Origin of the sequence: Paraburkholderia aspalathi, from assembly GCF_905220735.1 — a bacterium.
Classification (GTDB): Bacteria; Pseudomonadota; Gammaproteobacteria; order Burkholderiales; family Burkholderiaceae; genus Paraburkholderia; species Paraburkholderia aspalathi.
The window spans coordinates 191,686-210,980 of the sequence record NZ_CAJNBA010000003.1 but is presented as its reverse complement, the minus strand read 5'-3'; the positions used below and the strand labels follow the sequence as shown (position 1 = coordinate 210,980).

Below are 19,295 nucleotides of genomic sequence, written 5' to 3'. Positions count from 1 at the left end.
CCGCGCCGCAAGGCTCGCGGCTTTCCCCTTTTTACCCAATCGAACGCCACGCGCATGGTTCGCGCGGCGCTTCGTTTCGACACCGGACACCCACTCTGATGCGTCGCGCGTTGGTTATCGCACCGAACTGGATCGGTGACGCATTGATGGCGCAGCCGCTGTTTGCGCGCCTCGTGAAATTGCATCCGCGCATCGTGATCGACGCGGTCGCGCCCTCGTGGGTCGCGCCCGTGCTCGAACGCATGCCCGAGATTCGCGACGTCTACGCAACCGACCTCGCGCACGGCAAGCTGCAGATGCTGCGCCGCTGGCAGCTGGCGAGCGACTTGCGCGATGTCGGCTATGACGCGGCCTATGTGCTGCCGAATTCGCTCAAGTCGGCGCTGATTCCGTGGATGGCGGGCATTCCGCTGCGCATCGGCTACACCGGCGAGAGCCGCTACGGCCTGCTGAACGTGCGTCACTCGAATCCGCGCAAAGACGAGCGCCCGCCGATGGTCGGTCATTACGCCGCCCTCGCCTACGCGCAAGGCGCCAAGGTCCCCGACGACCTGCCGATGCCGCGGCTCGACGCGGATCTGAACGAAGCGTCGCGGGTCTCGGCGCGCTTCAATCTGGATACGCGCGTGCCGCTGCTGGTGTTCTGCCCGGGTGCCGAGTACGGTCCGGCCAAGCGCTGGCCGCCCGAGCATTTCGCCGCGCTCGCGCAGATCGTCGGCCAGTCGTTCCCCTACACGCAGATCATCGCGCTCGGCTCGCCGAAAGACGCGCCGCTTGCCCAGGCCATCGCCGAGAAGGCGCCGAATGTGCGCAACCTGTGCGGCCAGACCGCGCTGAGCGAAGCTTGCGCGCTGATCTCGCGGGCCAACGCGGTCGTCACCAACGATTCCGGCCTGATGCACGTGGCCGCCGCGCTGCGCCGGCCGCTGGTGGCCGTGTACGGTTCGACCGATCCGCGCCACACGCCGCCCTTGTCCGAGCTCGCGAAGGTACAATGGCTTCATCTCGAATGCAGCCCCTGTTTTCAGCGCGAGTGTCCGCTCGGGCATCTGAACTGCCTGAAGCAGTTGAGTGCCGAGCAGGTGTTCGGCGATTTGCGCGGCATGTTGCTTGCGCAACGTTGAACCTGGCTGATTCGGCTGATACTTGCACGCAACACCGCACGCCTTGAGCGCGTCGCGTCATGTTCGCGCCTTGCGGCGCGGGCATCCTCGCGCTCAGGAGCGATTGTCCGGTGCTCCGGACTGTCCCGCTGACCGCTGCCCCGCAACCGCGCGCCGCGCACAAGAGACTGACGAGCCATGCCACGTTTTGCCCATATCTTCGAAGCCGCCGCCGATACGCTGAACGCCTATTACCAGGCCATCGCCGAGGTGAATATCGACAGCTTGATGGGCCTGTGGATCGATGAGGAATTCGTCAGCTGCATCTGCGCCGACGGCTCCCATCTGCACGGCCTCGACAGCATTCGCGCCGGCTTGCAAATCCAGCTCGAAACCGCGCCCGTTTCGATTGAACCGCTCGATATTCGCGTCTACGACAGTCTCGGCACCGTCGTCTACGCCATCGCCGAGGCGCACCGCCCGGCCGATCCGAAGGCGGCGCCCGCGATGGTGTTCACCACATACGTGATGGTCCACGAACGCGGCGAATGGAAAATTGCGCACATTCACGCGAGTCCGATGCCGAACGAAGCCGCCAGTCAGTTCGCGACCAAGATGCGGCATGGCCAGGGGTCGTTGCACTGACGCCTGACGTGCGCATTTCGCTCGTTCGGCCTGTTTCACCGGTTCTACCTTTTTTGCTTTGACGCTGGCATGAGCACGCCCCGCAGGAAGTCACCCGTCCAGAACGAATCCCCGATAGGGGATTGGGAGACGGCGCACGATCAATCCGCCTCTACCGGCGCAGCACGCGCCGCGGCGGCGGCTGTCGAGGCCACCGTCGAACTGCTCTACCGCGCGCCGCTCTGGCTGCCGAACCGGCATGTGCAGACCATCGTCCCGGCGCTGTTTGCGCGCCGCCCGGCCATCGCGTTCCGGCGCGAACGCTGGGACACGCCGGATGGCGATTTCATCGATCTCGATTGGGTCGTGCATGACGGCAAGCCTGCCTCAGCGCTCACCCCTGCCACGCCCGCCAGAATTCCCGCAGACGACGCTCCGTTGTTCGTGCTGTTTCACGGCCTCGAAGGCAGTTCCACGTCGCACTACGCCACCACGTTGATGGCGGCCGCGCGCGAGTACGGCTGGCACGGCGTGGTGCCGCACTTTCGCAGTTGCAGCGGACCGCTGAACCGGTTGCCGCGCTTCTATCATCTCGCCGACAGCAACGAAGTCGACTGGATCCTGCGGCGCTTGCGCGCCACGCATCGCGGGCCGATCGTGGCGGCGGGCGTATCGCTCGGCGGCAATGTGCTGCTGCGCTGGCTCGGCGAGCGGCGCGAAGATGCCTCGCCGGTGCTCTCGGCCGCCGCAGCGATTTCCACGCCGATCGACGTGCACGCCGGCGGCCGCGCGTTGTCGCAGGGCTTCGGCATGATCTACACGCGCAGTTTCCTGAAGACGCTGAAGCAGAAAGCCGAGCAGAAGCTGACGCAGTTTCCGGGGCTGTTCGACCGCGACGCGATGCTGGCGAGCCGCACGATGTACGACTTCGACAACGTGGTGACGGCGCCGCTGCACGGCTTTCGTGACACCAACGATTACTGGAGCCGCGCGACCACGCGGCCGTTGCTGTCGGGAATCACCGTGCCGACTCTGGTGCTGAACGCGCGCAACGACCCGTTCCTGCCGGCTGAAGCGTTACCGGCAAAGCATGAGGTGTCGGCGTCGGTGGAACTCGATCAACCCGAACATGGCGGCCACGCGGGCTTTATGACTGGGCCGTTCCCGGGCCGCATCGACTGGTTGTCGCAGCGCGTGCTCGGTTATCTGGAGCAGTACGTCGATCATGGATGACATCGTCAAACAGGCCTTGGCCAAATGGCCGAACGTGCCGAGTTGCACGGGATGGTTGATGTTGGACCGGCGCGGCAACTGGCGCATGCGGGATGAAGCCGCTCAGGCCAGCGGTACGCCAGGTACGGCGATCCGGCATGAAGCGTTGCTCGGGTTTATCAACCGGAATTACGACGTCGACGAACGCGGCCAGTGGTTTTTCCAGAACGGCCCACAGCGGGTGTATATCGAGTTGGGCTATACGCCGTGGGTGGTGAGGTTGTCAGCCGATGCCGCTGGCGTGCTTTCCTTGACGGACCAGGCCGGCGGGGCTTTCGAGCCTGCGGCCGTGTTTGTCGACGACGAAGGCGGGATTCTGTTCGTCGACGGCTCGACGCCGCCGAGAGTCGCGGTTTTGCACGATCACGACCTCGAGGTTTTTTCCGACCACGCGGCGTTGGGCGATGACTCGATGAGCGGCGCGTTTCACTGGAACAATGGGCTTGTGTTGCCCTTGCAGGGCGTGCAGCGAAGTGAGGTTGCCGCGCGGTTTGGGTTTGTCGATAGTCCGGCGGGTCAGATAGCGCAAGCCCGCAACCCCTAACTCTTCTCGTCAAGCCGCTCCTCTTTATAGCGGCTCTCCATTTCATGTAAGCGGGCGTCGACGGTCGCGAGATCGTAGTAGCCGATCGTCTTCAGATCCCGAGCTTCCTTCAATTGCCGGATGGCCGACGGCCACGCCCCCTCGAGCGCGAATTTTTCGGCGAGCGCCCGATGCTGCGTCAACGCATCGCCGCTGCCCGCGCTTGCCTGCGCGAGATACATCCACCAGGCAGGCTGATCGGGTTGCACACGCGTTTCCTTCAGGGCCAAAGACTGCGCGTCGGCGAATCGCTTCAAGGTCAGCAAGGTCTGGATATGCATGTCGATTGCAGCGTTCGACTGCGGCCAGCGCTTCTGCGCAAACTCGGCGAGACGTGCCGCCTCGTCATTACGCCCGGCGCGGCGCGCGATGTCGGCCGCCATCACGTCGAGGCTCGGCGAACTGCGCATGGGCTCGCCTTCGCCACGTTCGCCCGCGGCAAATGCTGCCCGCGACGAAGCCAGCGACGCCACCGCGTCGTCGTAACGCTCGAGCAGCATCTGCCCATAGGCAATCCCGTACCAGTTCGCAGCGACGTTCACCGCGGTGCGGTCCTCGATTTCGGAGCGCAGGCGCGAAATCTCATCCGCGTATTCGCTGCGCGAGCGGTCCTGCAGCAGGCGCGCCCGTGCCCGCACGAAGCCGTATTCGGAGGTCTGATGCGGTTGCCGGTAAGGCGCGCGGCGTGCACGGTCTTCCATGTCGGCGATCCGTTCGCCAGTCAGCGGGTGGGTACGCGCGTAAGCCGGTATGCCGGTGTCGCTCATCGCCGCACGATCGAGGCGACCGAAAAACGTCGTCATCGCATAGGGATCGTAGCCGGCGCCGGCCAGCAGCAGAAAGCCGACGCGGTCCGCTTCATGCTCGGCGGAGCGCGAGAAACGCAACTGGTTGTCGACCGCATAGGCCTGGCCGCCGATCGCAATCGCGCTGCCGAGGTCGCCGCTGTGCGCGAGCACGCCCGCCAGAATGCCGAACAACAGGCCGGCGAGCGCCGCATAGCCGCTACGCTCGCCCGTGGTGATCATCCGCGAAATGTGCCGCTGCAGGACGTGCCCCATCTCGTGGCCGAGCACGGAGGCGAGTTCGGACTCGGTTTGCGTCGCGACGATCAAACCGGTGTTCACACCGATAAACCCGCCCGGCAGCGAGAAGGCGTTGATTTGCGTATCGCGGACCGCGAACAGCTCGAAGTCCGGACGATAGCCGCCGATGTAGAGCGCGCTCGCCGCCGCCGAGAGTTTCGCGGCGACCGAGTTCAGATAGTCGCGCACGAGCCAGTCGTCGAGATAGTCGGGGTCGCGGCGCAACTCGCGCATCACGCGTTCGCCGAGCTTGCGCTCGGCTTGCGGCGTCAGCGAGCCGGAGCCGCCGTTACCGAGGTCGGGCAATTGCTGGGTGACGATCGGGGTGCGCCAGTTGGCGGTCGCGCCTGAGTTGCCGGAGAAGCGGCTCTGCGCACCGCCATAGACGCCGAATACGCCTTGGGCGATGTCCGGTGGCACGATGGGGTCGGCGAAAGTTTCGACCGGGCCGCTTTCCAACGGTGGTTCCGCGGACTGCATGTTGAGCGCGAGGGTCGCGCTCGTGTTGGTGTTCGCATTCGCTGCGCCGCGCGATTGCGGGTACGCGCCCGGCGGCGCCGCGAGCGCGACAGACAACAACGCAGCAAGAAACCGTTTCGAGCGCATCGCGAGGTCGATATGACGAAGTCGAAAAGCGGCGCCCGCCGCTCGGACTAAGATAGCGGGCATACGGTGATTGTAATCATCTCGCCCCGTCCAATCACGCTGCTATGATAGGCGCCCTCTGAAGGAGCCCAACCATGCCTGAACTCACTCATTTCGACGCGGCCGGCCAGGCGCATATGGTGGACGTCGGCGGCAAGCAGGAGACCAAGCGCATCGCGATTGCGCGCGGCTCGATTCGCATGCTGCCGGAGACGTTCGCGCTGATCCGCGACGGCAACGCCAAGAAAGGCGACGTGATCGGGATCGCACGCATCGCGGCGATTCAAGGCTCGAAGCGCACCGCCGATCTGATCCCGCTATGTCACCCGCTCGCGCTGACCCGCGTGAAAGTGGACTTCGAGCTCGATGAAACGTTACCCGGCGTGCATTGCACGGTGCAAGTGGAAACGCTGGGACGCACGGGTGTGGAGATGGAAGCGCTAACCGCCGTGCAGGTCGGATTGCTGACCGTGTACGACATGTGCAAAGCGGTGGATCGCGGCATGACGATCACCGATGTGAAAGTGCTGGAGAAGCACGGCGGGAAATCGGGGGATTGGGTGGCGGGTTGATGACGGGCAACGTCATCGCCCCGCTTTACTGCTACTAAGCTACAGAACGACAGCGCGGCTCAATCGTCTTCGCTGTCGTCGTCCTGATTGACGTCGCCCGCCGGCATGCCATAGCGCTTGACCAGTTCCGCCTTGAAGCCGGTCAGCGTCTTCTGTTCGTCGCACAGCTCATACACGTAGGCCAACTGCGACGGCCAGTCCTTCAACTCCTGGGCAAAAATCTTCAGACGCTCGACGGTATCGAACGCCCCCGCCGTATCGCCGCTCAATGCCTGCAGCACCGCATACCGGCGCAGCACAGTCTCGCCCGGCAGCAGCGCGATCGCCTGCTTGTGCATATCGAGCTTGTGTTGCAGGTTCATCGAATTCATCGGCTCCAACGTCGCAAGGCCATACTCGCCCCACGCCTGAAACAGGAACGACGGATCCGCACGATACTGCTCGGCGGGCCGCGAACCGTAATACAGCACCTCGGCACGCGAGTAGTCGCGATACACCGGATACAGCGCGGCGATCCCGCCGAACACGATCACGGCAAACGCGCCGAACGACAGGCGGCCAGGCACGAGCCGCAGCGACCGCGTCTCGAGCAAACCGAACACGAACATCGCCGGCAGCAGGAAGAACATGTACTGCTGTGGATATTCGACCAGCGCATGCATGACCAGCACGCCAATCAGCGCGACGCCGAACACACGCGCGGCGCTCTGCGGCGCGCGGACCACGCGAATCAGCCACGTAATCAGGCCGAACAGAACGATCGCAAGGCCGATCAGACCCGTCTTCGCGAGCAGGTCGATGAAAATGTCGTGCGAGTTATTGGCGATCTCGACGCCGCCCAGCGCCTTCACATACTCGAACTGGTAGCTCGGAAACTCGCCCCAGCCGACACCCAGCAGCGGATGCGCCTTGAACATCGTCCAGCCGTACTTCCACAGCGCGAGGCGCGGGGCGATCTGGCCGGCGTCCTTGAAACGCTCGGCCGCCGACTGCCCAAGCTCCAGGTGATAGTGCACATTGGCCCAGCGGATCAAGGCATTGATGACGAAGAACAGCACCGCCAAGCCGATCGGGATCAGCCATTCGCGATTGCTACGGCGGAGCTGCGGCTGGTTACGCATCTGCGCGAAGGCCATCCAGAAACCCGCCACCACGATCACGCCCATCTGCAGCCAGGGGCCGCGCGACACGGTCAGCGCGAGTCCAATGGCAAAAATCGTCGACACGAGCAGCCAGATGCTGACCGCAATGCGGCGCGTCTGCACGAGGAACAGCGCACCGGCCATCGCGAATGCGATATAGGTGGCAAGGTGGTTCGCCTGCGCCATATTGCCGAACGGCCGACGCTCGACGGTCACGTTGTAGGCGACGACCAGCGGCGACACGCGCACTTCGAGGTGAAACAGCTGGATCACCTGGCAAAACACCGCAAACAGACCACCGACGATCAACGCCCCTGCTGCCCAGCGCAGTGCTGTTTCGTTCAGCTTGACGCGTGTGAAACCGTAGCCCGCGTGCGTCGCCATGAATGCTGCGAGCAGGTAACCGCCGCCGAGCCAGTTCATCGACGGCTGCGAGACCGGCAGCAGCACCGACTGCGCCACCAGCACCAATCCGAACAGCAACGGCACCAGCGCGACCATCGGCGACGCAAACGTCACGCGCGGCCTCGCCGTCCACACCAGCAGCACGACGCCCGCGCCGGTCAGCAGATGTAGCGCGAGCGCCGTGAATTCAGCGTAGAAGGTCGGAATCGGATACGTGTGGTTGGCGACTGCATAAGGCAGCACCAACGCAAGAGCCAACAGAATGAGAGACAGGTAGCGCGCAAATGGGGTGGGCATCGAGTAACCGGGAGGGCGTCAGCAACCGGCGCACTATACAAAAAAATTCTCCTGCTGTGCGCCGGCTGGGCTGAAATATCCCGAAAATCAGTGTTTTACGTTCGGATAACAACTCACCCGAACTTTCTCCCCATTGCTTACGCTCGGCACTCCGGCGGTGCAAGATTCGACGGCAAGGAAGGCGTGTCGGCTGGTGCGGGCCCGGCGCCTGGCGCAGGCAACGAGGAGGCTGTTTTGCCACCGGCGAAACATTCCCAGGTGACCGCCCCCGACTGCACCGCGCCCTTGCTCAAGGCGATTCGCGCAGTGGGTGCGTCGGCGTTGTCCGGCACCGATGGCACCAGGGTCAGCGTGTTCGACCCGGCAGGCGCGACGCGCATCGTGAAGGCGACGGTGATCTGCCCGGTATCGTCGTCGACGTGAACGGATTCGACGTTGCGGGTGGCCGGCGGCGACGCATAACCACCGCCGAACGCATTGCCGCTGGCGGCGTTTTCGGACACTGCAAGCCGCGCGGAGGCAGCCAGCGAGAGACCCTCGCCAACGCGACTGCGGGCCAGATAGTCCTGATACGCCGGAATCGCATAGGCGGCGATCACGCCGACAATTGCCAGCACGATCATCAGCTCGATCAGCGTAAAGCCGAAGCCGAAACTGGAACCGACGCGGCGGCAGACACGTGCGAGGGGCACGGTCCAGCGCGCTCGTTCGAACGTGTTTCTCGGCGAGGGCGTCGATTGTGAAAAAGGGGAATACGGCAAAGTAACGGTCATCGGCAGGCTCCTGAAACGAAAAACGCCTGCCCCTCGAATCGGGGACAGGCGTTTCAATCGTAGCCAGCGGCGCGCTTTCGACACAGTCAGCCGAATGGCTAACGCTGCGCTCACGCCGCGGTGTTCAGGTCAGCTCGCCCAGCAGCGTCAAGCCGCCGCGCGACTCGCGTTGCGGCGCTTGAGCAGATACCCGAGGATCACGACGAACAGCGCACCGGCGATGCTCATGCCGTACTCGGCCAGCGGCGTATCGAGGATCGGCCAACGGTCGCCTGCCGGATCGTTGATGATCAGGCCACCAGCAATCCAGCCGAGAAGCGCGGCGCCGAGCGTGATGACGATCGGAAAACGGTCGAGCAGCTTCAACACCAGCTGACTGCCCCACACGATCAGCGGAATACTCACCACCAGCCCGAAAATCACCAGCGCAAGGCGATGCTCGGGGTCGGCCGCCTCGGCCGCGCCGGCAATCGCGATCACATTGTCGAGACTCATCACGGCATCCGCGATGATGATGGTCTTGATCGCCGACATCAGCTTGTCGGCCGGCTTGACGTTCTCGTGGGCATCATGAGCGGGCGCCATCAGACGCACGCCGATCCACAGCAGCAACAGGCCACCAGCGAATTTCAGCAACGGCACGTCGAGCAGCGCCACGGCAAACGCAATCAGCGCGACGCGCAGCACGATGGCGCCGGCCGTGCCCCACAGCACGCCTTTCGTACGCTGCGCAGGCGGCAGGTTGCGGCAGGCAAGCGCGATCACGACGGCATTATCACCACCCAGCAGGATGTCGATGACGATGATCTGAATGACTGCGCCCCAATGGAGCGTGGCGAAGAACTCGAGCATGAGTGAAAGAATGAGAAGGAATCGGACGCGCGGGCAATAAAAAAGCGGAGGAGTCTAGACTCCCCCGCTTTTTAGAATCGCACGCTTACGAAAGGATCTCGTAAGCGTATCAAAAAATGCGCTGTACGAGCCGCAAATTTCGTTTTTACAGCATCGCCTTCAGAAGACGCGCCATTTCCGACGGGTTCTTCGTGACCTTGATACCGCATGCGTCCATGATTTCCAGCTTGGCTTCGGCCGTGTCCGCACCGCCCGAGATCAGCGCGCCGGCGTGGCCCATGCGCTTGCCCGGAGGCGCCGTAACACCAGCGATAAAGCCAACCACCGGCTTCTTCATGTTGTCCTTGATCCACTCAGCAGCATTCGCTTCGTCCGGACCACCGATCTCGCCGATCATGATGACGGCGTCCGTTTCCGGATCGTCGTTGAACATCTTCATCACGTCGATGTGCTTCAGACCGTTGATCGGGTCGCCGCCGATACCGACTGCCGACGATTGGCCAAGGCCGATTGCCGTCAATTGACCAACTGCTTCATACGTCAGCGTGCCCGAACGCGACACGACGCCGATGCGGCCCTTGCGGTGGATGTGACCCGGCATGATGCCGATCTTCAGTTCGTCCGGCGTGATCGTGCCCGGGCAGTTCGGTCCGAGCAGCAGCGTCTTGCTGTTCTTTGCGCGCATGCGTGCCTTGAGCTCGATCATGTCACGGACAGGAATGCCTTCCGTGATACAGATTGCGAGATCCAGGTCAGCTTCGACGGCTTCCCAGATGGCAGCGGCAGCGCCTGCCGGCGGAACGTAAATCACCGACACGGTCGCGCCCGTTTCAGCCTTGGCTTCAGCGACGCTCGCGTAGATAGGAATGCCTTCGAAATCTTCGCCGGCCTTCTTCGGGTTCACGCCTGCAACGTACGCTTCGCGGCCGTTTGCATATTCACGGCAAGCACGCGTATGGAACTGACCGGTCTTGCCGGTAATGCCCTGCGTGATGACCTTGGTGTCTTTGTTAATCAGAATCGACATGTATTGACCTCTGTTCGTTTGGCGTCATGCGGTGGCGCCGCGAAGCGGAATGTTCTCGCCCGCGTCGCTGTTGCGCCACTCACGCGCCGCCATTCGTAATCCTGGTAAACGCGCTTGGGGTTTGGCTTACGCCTTGCCCGCAGCAGCCGCGACGACCTTCTGAGCCGCTTCTTCCATGCTGTCAGCCGCGATGATCGGCAGACCGGATTCAGCGAGCATCTTCTTGCCGAGGTCTTCGTTCGTGCCCTTCATGCGGACGACGAGCGGCACCTTCAGCGACACGGCCTTCGACGCCGCGATCACGCCTTCCGCGATCACGTCGCAGCGCATGATGCCGCCGAAAATGTTGACCAGAATCGCGGTCAGGTTCGGGTTCTTCAGCATGATCTTGAACGCTTCCGTGACCTTCTCGGTCGTGGCGCCACCGCCCACGTCCAGGAAGTTCGCCGGTTCGCCGCCGAACAGCTTGATGGTGTCCATCGTTGCCATTGCGAGGCCAGCGCCGTTCACGAGGCAGCCGATGTTGCCGTCGAGCGAGATGTAGGCGAGGTCGAACTTCGACGCTTCGACTTCAGCCGGATCTTCTTCGTCCAGATCGCGATACGCGACGATTTCCGGATGACGGAACAGTGCGTTCGAATCGAAGTTGAATTTCGCGTCCAACGCGATGACCTTGCCGTCGCCGGTCAGGATCAGCGGGTTGATTTCTGCCAGCGATGCGTCGGTTTCCCAGAATGCCTTGTACAGGCCTTGCAGGATCGCGCGTGCTTGCGGCAGCGAAGCGGCGGGCACGCCGATCTTCGTTGCGAGCTCGTCGGCTTCGGCGTCTTTCAGACCGGTCGACGGGTCGACGGCGATCTTGTGGATCAGCTCAGGCGTCTTTTCCGCGACTTCTTCGACGTCCATGCCGCCTTCGCTCGATGCCATCACGACGATCTTCTGCGAAACGCGATCGATCACGAGGCCGACATACAGTTCCTTCTTGATGTCAGCGCCTTCTTCGATCAGCAGACGATTCACCTTCTGGCCTTCCGGACCGGTCTGGTGCGTGACGAGCTGCATGCCGAGGATCTGGTTCGAGAATTCACGAACCTGTTCCAGCGACTTGGCGACTTTCACGCCGCCGCCCTTGCCACGGCCACCCGCGTGGATCTGAGCCTTCACGACCCATACCGGGCCGCCGAGCTCTTCCGCGGCCTTGACCGCATCATCCACCGAGAAGACCGGCTTGCCGCGCGGTACCGCGACGCCGAATTTCCGCAGGATTTCCTTACCCTGGTACTCGTGAATCTTCATGCGTGATTCCCTTCAGTCTGAGAGTTGGATTGAACTTCGTTTCCGCTGCCGTCGTTCATGCCGGACGCGTTGCCGCCCTCACCTGTCTGGCGGGCTGCCCCGTCGCCTGACGAAGCCGCGCGATCCGCTGTATACGGAGCGCGGCCATACCAGCGCGGATAAAACTGTTGCACCGCCTCGCCGTCGAAACGCAGCGCGTGGCAGCGTCCCAACTGGAATGGCGGTTTGTTTTTGGAATGCTCGTCTGTGCTGTCTTTGCTTCTGGACTGCTCGGTCCCGGAACTCGCCGCTTCGCCCGGCGTGTCTTCATTGGTGTTCCACACGTCGCCGGCGAACGCCTGGATTGCGGCGGTTGGCAAAAGCGCGCACAACTCGGTGAGATGCGTGCAGCCAGCCGTGCCGGCCAGCAAACGGGCAGCATCGCGACGGAAGTTGTGGAACAGATTGAGCCCGATGAGGGCACGGTAGGCGGGATTGCTGGCCTGGCACAACCCTGGATAGGGCACCCAGTCGGACGACGCTTCGGCGTCGACGACGTTGAGCTTGCGATCGATGGTGATGCGAAGCCAGAGTTCATGGATCGGCTGACCATTGGGCCGGACGCCCGACGCAAGCACCACATCGCGCGGTTTTTCGTCGGTCAAGCACGCTTCCACATCCCACAGGCCATCGGCTCGCTCATAGGCTTCCGCTCTGATTGCGCGACGATGGCGCAACTGACGGGATACTGGCGGGGAGAGCGGCATGCGGGAAGGAAAGGCCGGATTGGAAAACCCACGAATTTTAGCATACTGGGTATTTGAGACAGGCCGGAATGCGCAGGGCCGCCCAGCAGGCCGGAGAGCGCGGCAGACGCTATCTCAAAGTGGGAAGCGCACAGGTATGCGGCACGCGCTGTGCGCCAACCGGGATGACGCAGCTAGCCGCCGCATCACTCCTCGTCGAACCCTTTGAGAATTTTGCCAATCGTCGCGCCCGAGAAACCGCGCGATGCCAGAAAGCGCGCCTGCTTGGCCCGCTCGGCGGCAGTTTCTGGAAGCCGGTCGAATTTTTTCCGCCAAACGGCTTGGGCGCGCGCCAGTTCGGTCTCGCGCAGTTGCGCACTGGCTTCTTCGACCAGTGTTTGGTCGACCGCATGCTGCTTCAATTCGCCCACGATCCGGCTCGCGCCCAAGCGCGACGAGCGCCGATGGATCAGGCTTTCGGCAAAACGCGAGTCGGACAGCCAGTTTTCGGCTTCCAGCGCATCGAGCAAGGTATCGAGCGAATCGGTTTCCTCGACGAACGGCTTCAGCTTGCGTGCCAGTTCGGAGCGGCTGTATTCACGCCGGGACAAATAGCCGAGCGCACGTCCTTTTAGCGAACGGGCCGGACGTTGGGATTTTTTTGCCTCGTCCTGTTCCGGCTTCGCCTCGCCAAGCGTGCGGCGCGAGCGGGTATAGGTGGTTTCGGACGGGTCCGCGTCAGCCTGCGCGGATGGATCAGATTGCGGCTGGCGACCTGCGGCGCGATCGTGCGCGTCGAATGATTCGAAGGGATCGGCTTCGCCGGCTGCGGCAAAGGGATCGGGATCTGATGTGTATGAGCGTCTGGGGGCAGCGTTGCCGGCAGGATCACGCGGCGAACGTGAGGTGGAACGCCCGAAAGAGCTTCCAGAAGACTTGCCGACCGATGAACCGGATGAACGACTGAACGAACTGCTGGAATTGCTAGACGACTTTCCCGACGACCGCCCAAACGACCGCGTAGACCGGGAAGTCGATGAAGAGGACGACGACTCGAACGAATCGTCGCCACCGTCACGCGGGCCGTCCGCGTTGTGTCCAGCGTTGGACGGCGTCCGGCCCTTGCGTATCACGTGCTGGTTACTCTTCTTCGCCCGCGACTTCAGCGGCCGCACCGGTCGCCACTTCCGCCATGGCGTTCACGCCCAGCGATTCGCGGATGCGGTTTTCGATTTCACGAGCGATGTCCGGATTTTCGCGCAGGAATTCACGCGCGTTGTCCTTACCCTGACCAATACGTTCGCCGTTGTAGCTGTACCAGGCGCCGGCCTTGTCGACGATCTTGGCCTGCACGCCGAGGTCGATGACTTCGCCCTGACGAGAGATGCCCTCGCCATACAGAATGTCGAAAATCGCTTCGCGGAACGGCGGCGCAACCTTGTTCTTCACCACCTTCACGCGCGTTTCGTTACCGATCACTTCGTCGTTCTTCTTGATCGAACCGATCCGGCGAATGTCCAGACGCACCGACGCGTAAAACTTCAGCGCGTTACCACCCGTGGTGGTTTCCGGGTTGCCGAACATCACACCGATCTTCATACGGATCTGGTTGATGAAGATCACGAGGCAGTTGGTGCGCTTGATCGTACCGGTGAGCTTGCGCAGCGCTTGCGACATCAGACGCGCTTGCAGACCCGGCAGCGAGTCGCCCATTTCGCCTTCGATTTCGGCCTTCGGCACGAGTGCCGCGACCGAGTCGATCACGATCATGTCGATCGAGCCCGAGCGCACGAGTGCGTCAGCGATTTCGAGCGCCTGTTCACCGGTGTCCGGCTGCGAAACCAGCAGGTCGTTGACGTTCACGCCGAGCTTGCCCGCGTACTGGATATCCAGCGCGTGCTCCGCGTCGATAAACGCTGCCGTGCCGCCGAGCTTCTGCATTTCGGCGACGACTTGCAGCGTCAGCGTGGTTTTACCGGACGACTCCGGACCATAAATTTCGACCACCCGGCCACGCGGCAAACCGCCGACGCCCAGCGCGATATCGAGGCCGAGTGATCCCGTTGAGACCACCTGGATATCTTCGACCGCCTCACCTGCGCCGAGCCGCATGACCGACCCTTTGCCGAACTGCTTTTCGATCTGCGCAAGCGCGGCAGCGAGTGCCTTGCTCTTTTCAGCAGTCAGTCCAGCCGAGCCTTTCTTGCTTTCTTCCATGAATCGTCCTTTGCTATGATGAACGGCGTCTGAGGCAGATGTGCAGCCCAGTTTTCACGGACAGCACACGAAACTCAGACACTGTATAAAAAAACAGTAGTTTTGGCAAGCGCGATTCTCATGCGAACGCGCATTTTTACTGTCGCGCTGCCCAACTACCCACAATAATTTTCGGAGACCGCTGTGCGCCGGGGGACACCCCAAGGTGCCGGCAAGGCCAGGCTTGCGCACCATGCGAATTCTGATTGCCGAAGACGACAGCATACTCGCGGACGGTCTGGTTCGATCACTCCGCCAATCGGCCTATGCCGTTGATCATGTGAAGAACGGCGTCGAGGCCGACACCGCCCTGTCGATGCAAACTTTCGACCTGCTGATCCTCGATCTGGGCCTGCCGCGCATGTCCGGGCTCGAGGTGCTGCGCCGCCTGCGCGCCCGCAACTCGACCGTGCCTGTGCTCATCCTCACGGCGGCGGACAGCGTCGACGAGCGCGTCAAAGGCCTCGATCTCGGCGCCGACGACTACATGGCCAAACCCTTCGCGCTGAACGAACTCGAGGCGCGCGTGCGCGCCCTGACCCGGCGCGGCGCGGGCGGCGGCCCGACGGTGGTGCGGCACGGCTCGCTGTCGTTCGACCAGGTTGGCCGGATCGCCTATGTCAACGAGCAGGTGATCGATCTGTCGGCACGCGAACTCGGTTTGCTCGAAGTGCTGCTGCAGCGGATCGGCCGGCTGGTGTCGAAGGAACAGCTCGTCGACCATCTGTGCGAATGGGGCGAAGAAGTCAGCAATAACGCGATCGAAGTCTACGTGCACCGGCTGCGCAAGAAGATCGAGCCGAGCGGCGTACGCATCATTACTGTGCGGGGCCTCGGATACTGCCTCGAGAAAGCCGCCCTGCCGTCGAACGTGAACGCGAACGTAAGCCCAAGCGCCAATCCGCCCGCCGAATCCGAGCCGCCCCCCTCGGCCGCGATGCCCGCGAGCCACCACTTCAAATAGAGGATCTCCATGTCCGCACGCGCAGATCGCGCCACGGCGCACGCGGCGGACCTCGACGAGGTGCGCGACGAGCGCTACGCCAATCCGTTCGCCCCGCCCGACGAGACCGAAGCCGCCGCCGAAGCCCGCCCACGCTCGCTGTTTGGCGAGATTCTCGACTGGATGCTGGCGCCGCTCCTGTTGCTATGGCCGATGAGCCTCGCGGTCACCTACCTGGTCGCCAAATCGATTGCCAACGGCCCGTTCGACCGCGCGCTCGAAACCGACGCCTACGTGCTCGCCCGCCAGATCCATCCGATCAACGGTGTGGCGGAGCTGTCGCTGCCCGACTCCACCCGCGACTTTCTGCGCGCCGACAATGTCGACAGCGTGTTTTATCAGGTGCTCGGTACGCGCGGCGAACTGGTGGGCGGCGAGCGCGACATGCCGCTGCCGCACGAGGAAGACCGGCCACCGCCGGGTCTCGTCGAATTCCGTGACGACGTGCTGCGCGGCAACGATATCCGTGTCGCCTATACGACCGTCGAGTTTCCGCAGACGCCCGGCGCCCAGCCGGTGCTGGTGCAGGTCGCCGAGACGCTCGACAAACGCAGCCAGCTTGCCAACGACATCATCAAAGGCGTGATCCTGCCGCAGTTCGTGATCCTGCCACTGGCGATCCTGCTGGTGTGGTTCGGCCTGTCGCGTGGACTCGCGCCGCTGCACGCCCTGCAGGCGCATATTCGCGCGCGCCGCCCGGACGATCTGTCGCCGCTCGAAGCCCGCCGCGCGCCGCCGGAAATCGAGCCGTTGGTGACGTCGTTCAACGATCTGCTGACGCGCCTCGAACAGAACATGGAACTGCAGAAGCGCTTTATCGCCGACGCCGCGCATCAGATGAAAACGCCGCTTGCCGGCCTGCGCACCCAGGCTGAGCTCGCGCTGCGCCAGGATGCCTCCGAGGAAGTCCACCGCTCGCTCGAACAGATCGCCACCAGCTCCGAGCACGCGGCGCGCCTCGTCACCCAATTGCTGGCGCTGGCGCGCGCGGAGAACCGGATGTCGGGCCAGATTTTCACGCCGGTCGAGGTGACCGAAGTAGCGCGCAGCGCGGTGCGCGACTGGGTTCAGGCCGCGCTTGCCAAGCAGATGGACCTCGGTTATGAAGCGCCCGAAAAACCGGTTGAAGTCGACGGCAATCCGGTGATGCTGCGGGAAATGCTGTCGAATCTGATCGACAACGCGATCCGCTACACACCGCCTGGCGGGCGGATCACCGTGCGGGTGCGGCACGACGTGTCCGCGCGACTCGTGCATCTGGAAGTAGAAGACACCGGGCTCGGCATTCCGGTGGCTGAGCGCTCGCGGGTGGTCGAGCGTTTTTACCGGATTCTCGGCCGCGAAGGCGACGGCAGCGGCCTCGGGCTTGCGATCGTCCGCGAGATCACGACGATGCACGGCGGGGAGATGAGCATTGACGATAACGTCTATCAAACCTCCCCGCGGCTTGCCGGAACCCTCGTGCGTGTCAGCTTGCACGTGCTCGAACGGGCACGGGACTTACCCTAAGAGCGCAAAAACCCACGCTGATCCGGCGCCATATTGAGAGACGTTTGTCAAAAATTATAAGAACTTAACCGCCAGTTGCTGAATTTTGATGGGATTTCCCTCCGCACACCGGAAACTGCCATTTCACCCCTCCACGTCAGTACGCCGTAAGTTTCCACTCCAATAATCGGTTTCACGGGAACGCCTTTGCCGGCGGACCGCGTGCACATATCAATATTGGAGACAACATATGGCTACCGTTGGCGGGCAAATCTCGCACGTGCCAATGACGAAAGAAGAGAAGCGGGTGATCTTCGCGTCGTCGCTGGGTACGGTTTTCGAGTGGTACGACTTCTATCTGGCCGGCTCACTCGCCATCTTCATCAGCAAGAGCTTCTTCTCCGGCGTCAATCCGACTGCCGCTTTCATCTTCACGCTCCTCAGCTTCGCCGCAGGTTTCGCAGTTCGGCCGTTCGGCGCGATCGTATTCGGCCGCCTCGGCGATATGGTCGGGCGCAAATACACGTTCCTCATCACGATCGTGATCATGGGTCTGTCGACCTTCCTGGTCGGCTTCCTGCCCGGCTATGCGTCGATCGGCATTGTGTCGCCAGTGATCTTCATCGCGATGCGGATGCTGCAAGGCCTCGCACTCGGCGGCGAGTACGGCGGTGCGGCCACCTACGTCGCGGAACATGCGCCGGCGGGACGCCGAGGCTTCTACACCGCATGGATCCAGACGACTGCCACGCTCGGCCTGTTCCTCTCGCTGCTGGTGATTCTCGGCGTGCGCACGGCCATGGGCGAAGACGCGTTCGGCGCATGGGGCTGGCGCATTCCGTTCATCGCGTCGATCATCCTGCTCGGCGTGTCGGTGTGGATTCGTCTGCAACTGCATGAATCGCCGGTGTTCGAGCGCATCAAGGCCGAAGGCAAAACCTCGAAGGCGCCACTGTCCGAAGCGTTCGGTCAATGGAAGAACCTGAAGATCGTGATTCTCGCGCTGATCGGCCTGACCGCCGGCCAGGCCGTGGTCTGGTACACGGGTCAGTTCTACACGCTGTTCTTCCTGACGCAGACGCTGAAGGTCGACGGCGCGACGGCCAACATCCTGATCGCGATCGCGCTCCTGATCGGCACGCCGTTCTTCCTGTTCTTCGGCTCGCTGTCGGACCGCATCGGCCGCAAGCCGATCATCATGGCCGGCCTGCTGATTGCTGCCTGCACGTACTTCCCGCTGTTCAAGGCGCTGAGTCACTACACGAACCCGGCGCTGGAAGCGGCCACGGCGAAGTCCCCGATTGTCGTGATCGCGAACCCGGATGAGTGTTCGTTCCAGTTCAATCCGGTCGGCACGGCGAAGTTCACGAGCTCCTGCGATATCGCCAAGAGCGCGCTCTCGAAAGCCGGCTTGAACTACGAGAACGTCGCCGCGCCTGCCGGCTCGCTAGCGGAGATCAAGGTCGGCGATACGGTGATCAACACGTATGACGGCAAGGCCGCCGACGCCAAGGACCAGGGCAAGGTGTTCGACAAGACTCTTGCGACCACGCTGAAGACCGCCGGCTATCCACCGAAGGCCGATCCGTCGCAGATCAACTGGCCGATGAGCGTGGTGATCCTGACGATCATGATGATCTACGTGACGATGGTCTACGGGCCGATTGCGGCGATGCTGGTGGAGATGTTCCCGACGCGCATCCGCTATACCTCGATGTCGCTGCCGTATCACATCGGCAATGGCTGGTTCGGCGGCTTCCTGCCGGCGACCGCCTTCGCGATCGTGGCGGCCAAGGGCAACATCTACTCGGGGCTGTGGTATCCGATTGTGGTCGCGCTCATCACGCTCGTGATCGGCGTGCTGTTCGTGAAGGAAACCAAGGACTCGGACATCTACGCGAAGGACTGAAACGCCTGACAGTCCGGGCAATTTAAAAAAGTTGCGGGCCGGGGGTTGACAGCCTCCGGCCCTATCCTCATAATCTCGCTTCTTTCGGCGAATTAGCTCAGTTGGTTAGAGCGACGGAATCATAATCCGCAGGTCCGGGGTTCGAGTCCCTGATTCGCCACCAGTTGCAAGAAGAAGCCGCTGATCCACAAGGTCAGCGGCTTTTTTGTTTTGGCTTTCCCAAACAGCAACTTCAAGG

Annotated in this window: 17 protein-coding genes and 1 tRNA gene; 9 read left to right on the top strand and 9 right to left on the bottom strand. The window is 62.8% G+C overall.

What is annotated here, in order from left to right; genetic code table 11:
- Positions 1-98 precede the first annotated feature (98 nt).
- The 4 genes from waaF to KHO30_RS19775 all read left to right on the top strand — a co-directional run bounded on the left by waaF (position 99) and on the right by KHO30_RS19775 (position 3,543).
- On the top strand, positions 99-1,124 hold the full coding sequence (gene waaF / locus KHO30_RS19790) for a lipopolysaccharide heptosyltransferase II (RefSeq protein WP_093635581.1): 1,026 nt from the start codon (positions 99-101) through the stop codon (positions 1,122-1,124).
- Between the two features lie 177 nt (positions 1,125-1,301).
- On the top strand, positions 1,302-1,748 hold the full coding sequence (locus KHO30_RS19785) for a nuclear transport factor 2 family protein (RefSeq protein WP_054034426.1): 447 nt from the start codon (positions 1,302-1,304) through the stop codon (positions 1,746-1,748).
- A gap of 69 nt (positions 1,749-1,817) precedes the next feature.
- Entirely contained in the window at positions 1,818-2,960 is a 1,143-nt protein-coding gene (locus tag KHO30_RS19780) for a hydrolase (protein ID WP_093635579.1), read from the top strand.
- Positions 2,953-3,543 carry a DUF2946 family protein gene (locus KHO30_RS19775; protein ID WP_211701932.1) on the top strand — a complete coding sequence of 197 codons (591 nt, stop codon included), beginning with the start codon at positions 2,953-2,955 and terminating at the stop codon, positions 3,541-3,543. Before KHO30_RS19780 ends, KHO30_RS19775 begins: the two co-directional genes overlap by 8 nt.
- On the opposite strand, the gene KHO30_RS19770 is transcribed toward KHO30_RS19775, so the two are convergent.
- Positions 3,540-5,273: a M48 family metalloprotease gene (locus KHO30_RS19770; protein ID WP_211701931.1), complete on the bottom strand. Its 1,734-nt coding sequence runs from the start codon at positions 5,271-5,273 to the stop codon at positions 3,540-3,542. The genes KHO30_RS19775 and KHO30_RS19770 overlap by 4 nt on opposite strands.
- Before the next feature lie 134 nt (positions 5,274-5,407).
- Between KHO30_RS19770 and moaC the strand changes: the two genes are divergently transcribed.
- Entirely contained in the window at positions 5,408-5,884 is a 477-nt protein-coding gene (gene moaC / locus KHO30_RS19765) for a cyclic pyranopterin monophosphate synthase MoaC (RefSeq protein WP_200618205.1), read from the top strand.
- A 59-nt stretch (positions 5,885-5,943) separates the two neighbouring features.
- Here moaC and KHO30_RS19760 read toward each other — a convergent pair whose 3' ends face one another.
- From KHO30_RS19760 to recA, 8 genes are all read right to left on the bottom strand, one after another.
- Positions 5,944-7,728 (bottom strand): PglL family O-oligosaccharyltransferase, encoded by a 1,785-nt coding sequence (locus KHO30_RS19760; protein ID WP_211701930.1) that lies wholly within the window; start codon positions 7,726-7,728, stop codon positions 5,944-5,946.
- A gap of 137 nt (positions 7,729-7,865) precedes the next feature.
- Positions 7,866-8,501, bottom strand: a complete 636-nt coding sequence (locus KHO30_RS19755) for a pilin (RefSeq protein WP_211701929.1) — start codon at positions 8,499-8,501, stop codon at positions 7,866-7,868.
- Positions 8,502-8,648: 147 nt separating this feature from the next.
- The gene (locus tag KHO30_RS19750) at positions 8,649-9,353 is read right to left on the bottom strand and encodes a TerC family protein (protein ID WP_093635567.1); all 705 of its coding nucleotides are present in this window, start codon (positions 9,351-9,353) and stop codon (positions 8,649-8,651) included.
- Positions 9,354-9,498: 145 nt separating this feature from the next.
- Positions 9,499-10,380, bottom strand: coding sequence for a succinate--CoA ligase subunit alpha (gene sucD, locus KHO30_RS19745; protein ID WP_030101039.1), 882 nt, complete (start codon positions 10,378-10,380; stop codon positions 9,499-9,501).
- Between the two features lie 126 nt (positions 10,381-10,506).
- Entirely contained in the window at positions 10,507-11,676 is a 1,170-nt protein-coding gene (gene sucC / locus KHO30_RS19740) for an ADP-forming succinate--CoA ligase subunit beta (RefSeq protein WP_120303042.1), read from the bottom strand.
- The gene (locus KHO30_RS19735; protein ID WP_093635565.1) at positions 11,673-12,422 is read right to left on the bottom strand and encodes a DUF2889 domain-containing protein; all 750 of its coding nucleotides are present in this window, start codon (positions 12,420-12,422) and stop codon (positions 11,673-11,675) included. The genes sucC and KHO30_RS19735 overlap by 4 nt, the downstream gene beginning before the upstream one ends.
- 185 nt (positions 12,423-12,607) lie before the next feature.
- On the bottom strand, positions 12,608-13,531 hold the full coding sequence (gene recX / locus KHO30_RS19730) for a recombination regulator RecX (RefSeq protein ID WP_211702408.1): 924 nt from the start codon (positions 13,529-13,531) through the stop codon (positions 12,608-12,610).
- A 10-nt stretch (positions 13,532-13,541) separates the two neighbouring features.
- A complete protein-coding gene (gene recA / locus KHO30_RS19725; RefSeq protein WP_054034441.1) occupies positions 13,542-14,618 on the bottom strand; it encodes a recombinase RecA in 1,077 nt (358 codons plus the stop codon).
- A gap of 232 nt (positions 14,619-14,850) precedes the next feature.
- Between recA and KHO30_RS19720 the strand changes: the two genes are divergently transcribed.
- From KHO30_RS19720 to KHO30_RS19705, 4 genes are all read left to right on the top strand, one after another.
- The gene (locus KHO30_RS19720; protein ID WP_211701928.1) at positions 14,851-15,621 is read left to right on the top strand and encodes a response regulator transcription factor; all 771 of its coding nucleotides are present in this window, start codon (positions 14,851-14,853) and stop codon (positions 15,619-15,621) included.
- Positions 15,622-15,630: 9 nt separating this feature from the next.
- A complete protein-coding gene (locus tag KHO30_RS19715; protein WP_093635561.1) occupies positions 15,631-17,169 on the top strand; it encodes a sensor histidine kinase in 1,539 nt (512 codons plus the stop codon).
- Positions 17,170-17,398: 229 nt separating this feature from the next.
- On the top strand, positions 17,399-19,057 hold the full coding sequence (locus tag KHO30_RS19710; RefSeq protein WP_200650533.1) for an MFS transporter: 1,659 nt from the start codon (positions 17,399-17,401) through the stop codon (positions 19,055-19,057).
- An 86-nt stretch (positions 19,058-19,143) separates the two neighbouring features.
- Positions 19,144-19,220, top strand: a tRNA-Met gene (locus tag KHO30_RS19705).
- The last annotated feature ends 75 nt before the right edge of the window (positions 19,221-19,295 follow it).

Bases quoted from the DNA above. Each gene is read 5' to 3' on its own strand.
- sucC (WP_120303042.1), bottom strand. From the start codon at position 11,676: ATGAAGATTCACGAGTACCAGGGTAAGGAAATCCTGCGGAAATTCGGC.
- KHO30_RS19775 (WP_211701932.1), top strand. From the start codon at position 2,953: ATGGATGACATCGTCAAACAGGCCTTGGCCAAATGGCCGAACGTGCCG.
- KHO30_RS19720 (WP_211701928.1), top strand. From the start codon at position 14,851: ATGCGAATTCTGATTGCCGAAGACGACAGCATACTCGCGGACGGTCTG.
- KHO30_RS19760 (WP_211701930.1), bottom strand. From the start codon at position 7,728: ATGCCCACCCCATTTGCGCGCTACCTGTCTCTCATTCTGTTGGCTCTT.
- waaF (WP_093635581.1), top strand. From the start codon at position 99: ATGCGTCGCGCGTTGGTTATCGCACCGAACTGGATCGGTGACGCATTG.
- recA (WP_054034441.1), bottom strand. From the start codon at position 14,618: ATGGAAGAAAGCAAGAAAGGCTCGGCTGGACTGACTGCTGAAAAGAGC.
- KHO30_RS19715 (WP_093635561.1), top strand. From the start codon at position 15,631: ATGTCCGCACGCGCAGATCGCGCCACGGCGCACGCGGCGGACCTCGAC.
- KHO30_RS19785 (WP_054034426.1), top strand. From the start codon at position 1,302: ATGCCACGTTTTGCCCATATCTTCGAAGCCGCCGCCGATACGCTGAAC.
- KHO30_RS19750 (WP_093635567.1), bottom strand. From the start codon at position 9,353: ATGCTCGAGTTCTTCGCCACGCTCCATTGGGGCGCAGTCATTCAGATC.
- KHO30_RS19770 (WP_211701931.1), bottom strand. From the start codon at position 5,273: ATGCGCTCGAAACGGTTTCTTGCTGCGTTGTTGTCTGTCGCGCTCGCG.
- KHO30_RS19710 (WP_200650533.1), top strand. From the start codon at position 17,399: ATGGCTACCGTTGGCGGGCAAATCTCGCACGTGCCAATGACGAAAGAA.
- KHO30_RS19735 (WP_093635565.1), bottom strand. From the start codon at position 12,422: ATGCCGCTCTCCCCGCCAGTATCCCGTCAGTTGCGCCATCGTCGCGCA.
- sucD (WP_030101039.1), bottom strand. From the start codon at position 10,380: ATGTCGATTCTGATTAACAAAGACACCAAGGTCATCACGCAGGGCATT.
- moaC (WP_200618205.1), top strand. From the start codon at position 5,408: ATGCCTGAACTCACTCATTTCGACGCGGCCGGCCAGGCGCATATGGTG.
- KHO30_RS19755 (WP_211701929.1), bottom strand. From the start codon at position 8,501: ATGACCGTTACTTTGCCGTATTCCCCTTTTTCACAATCGACGCCCTCG.
- KHO30_RS19780 (WP_093635579.1), top strand. From the start codon at position 1,818: ATGAGCACGCCCCGCAGGAAGTCACCCGTCCAGAACGAATCCCCGATA.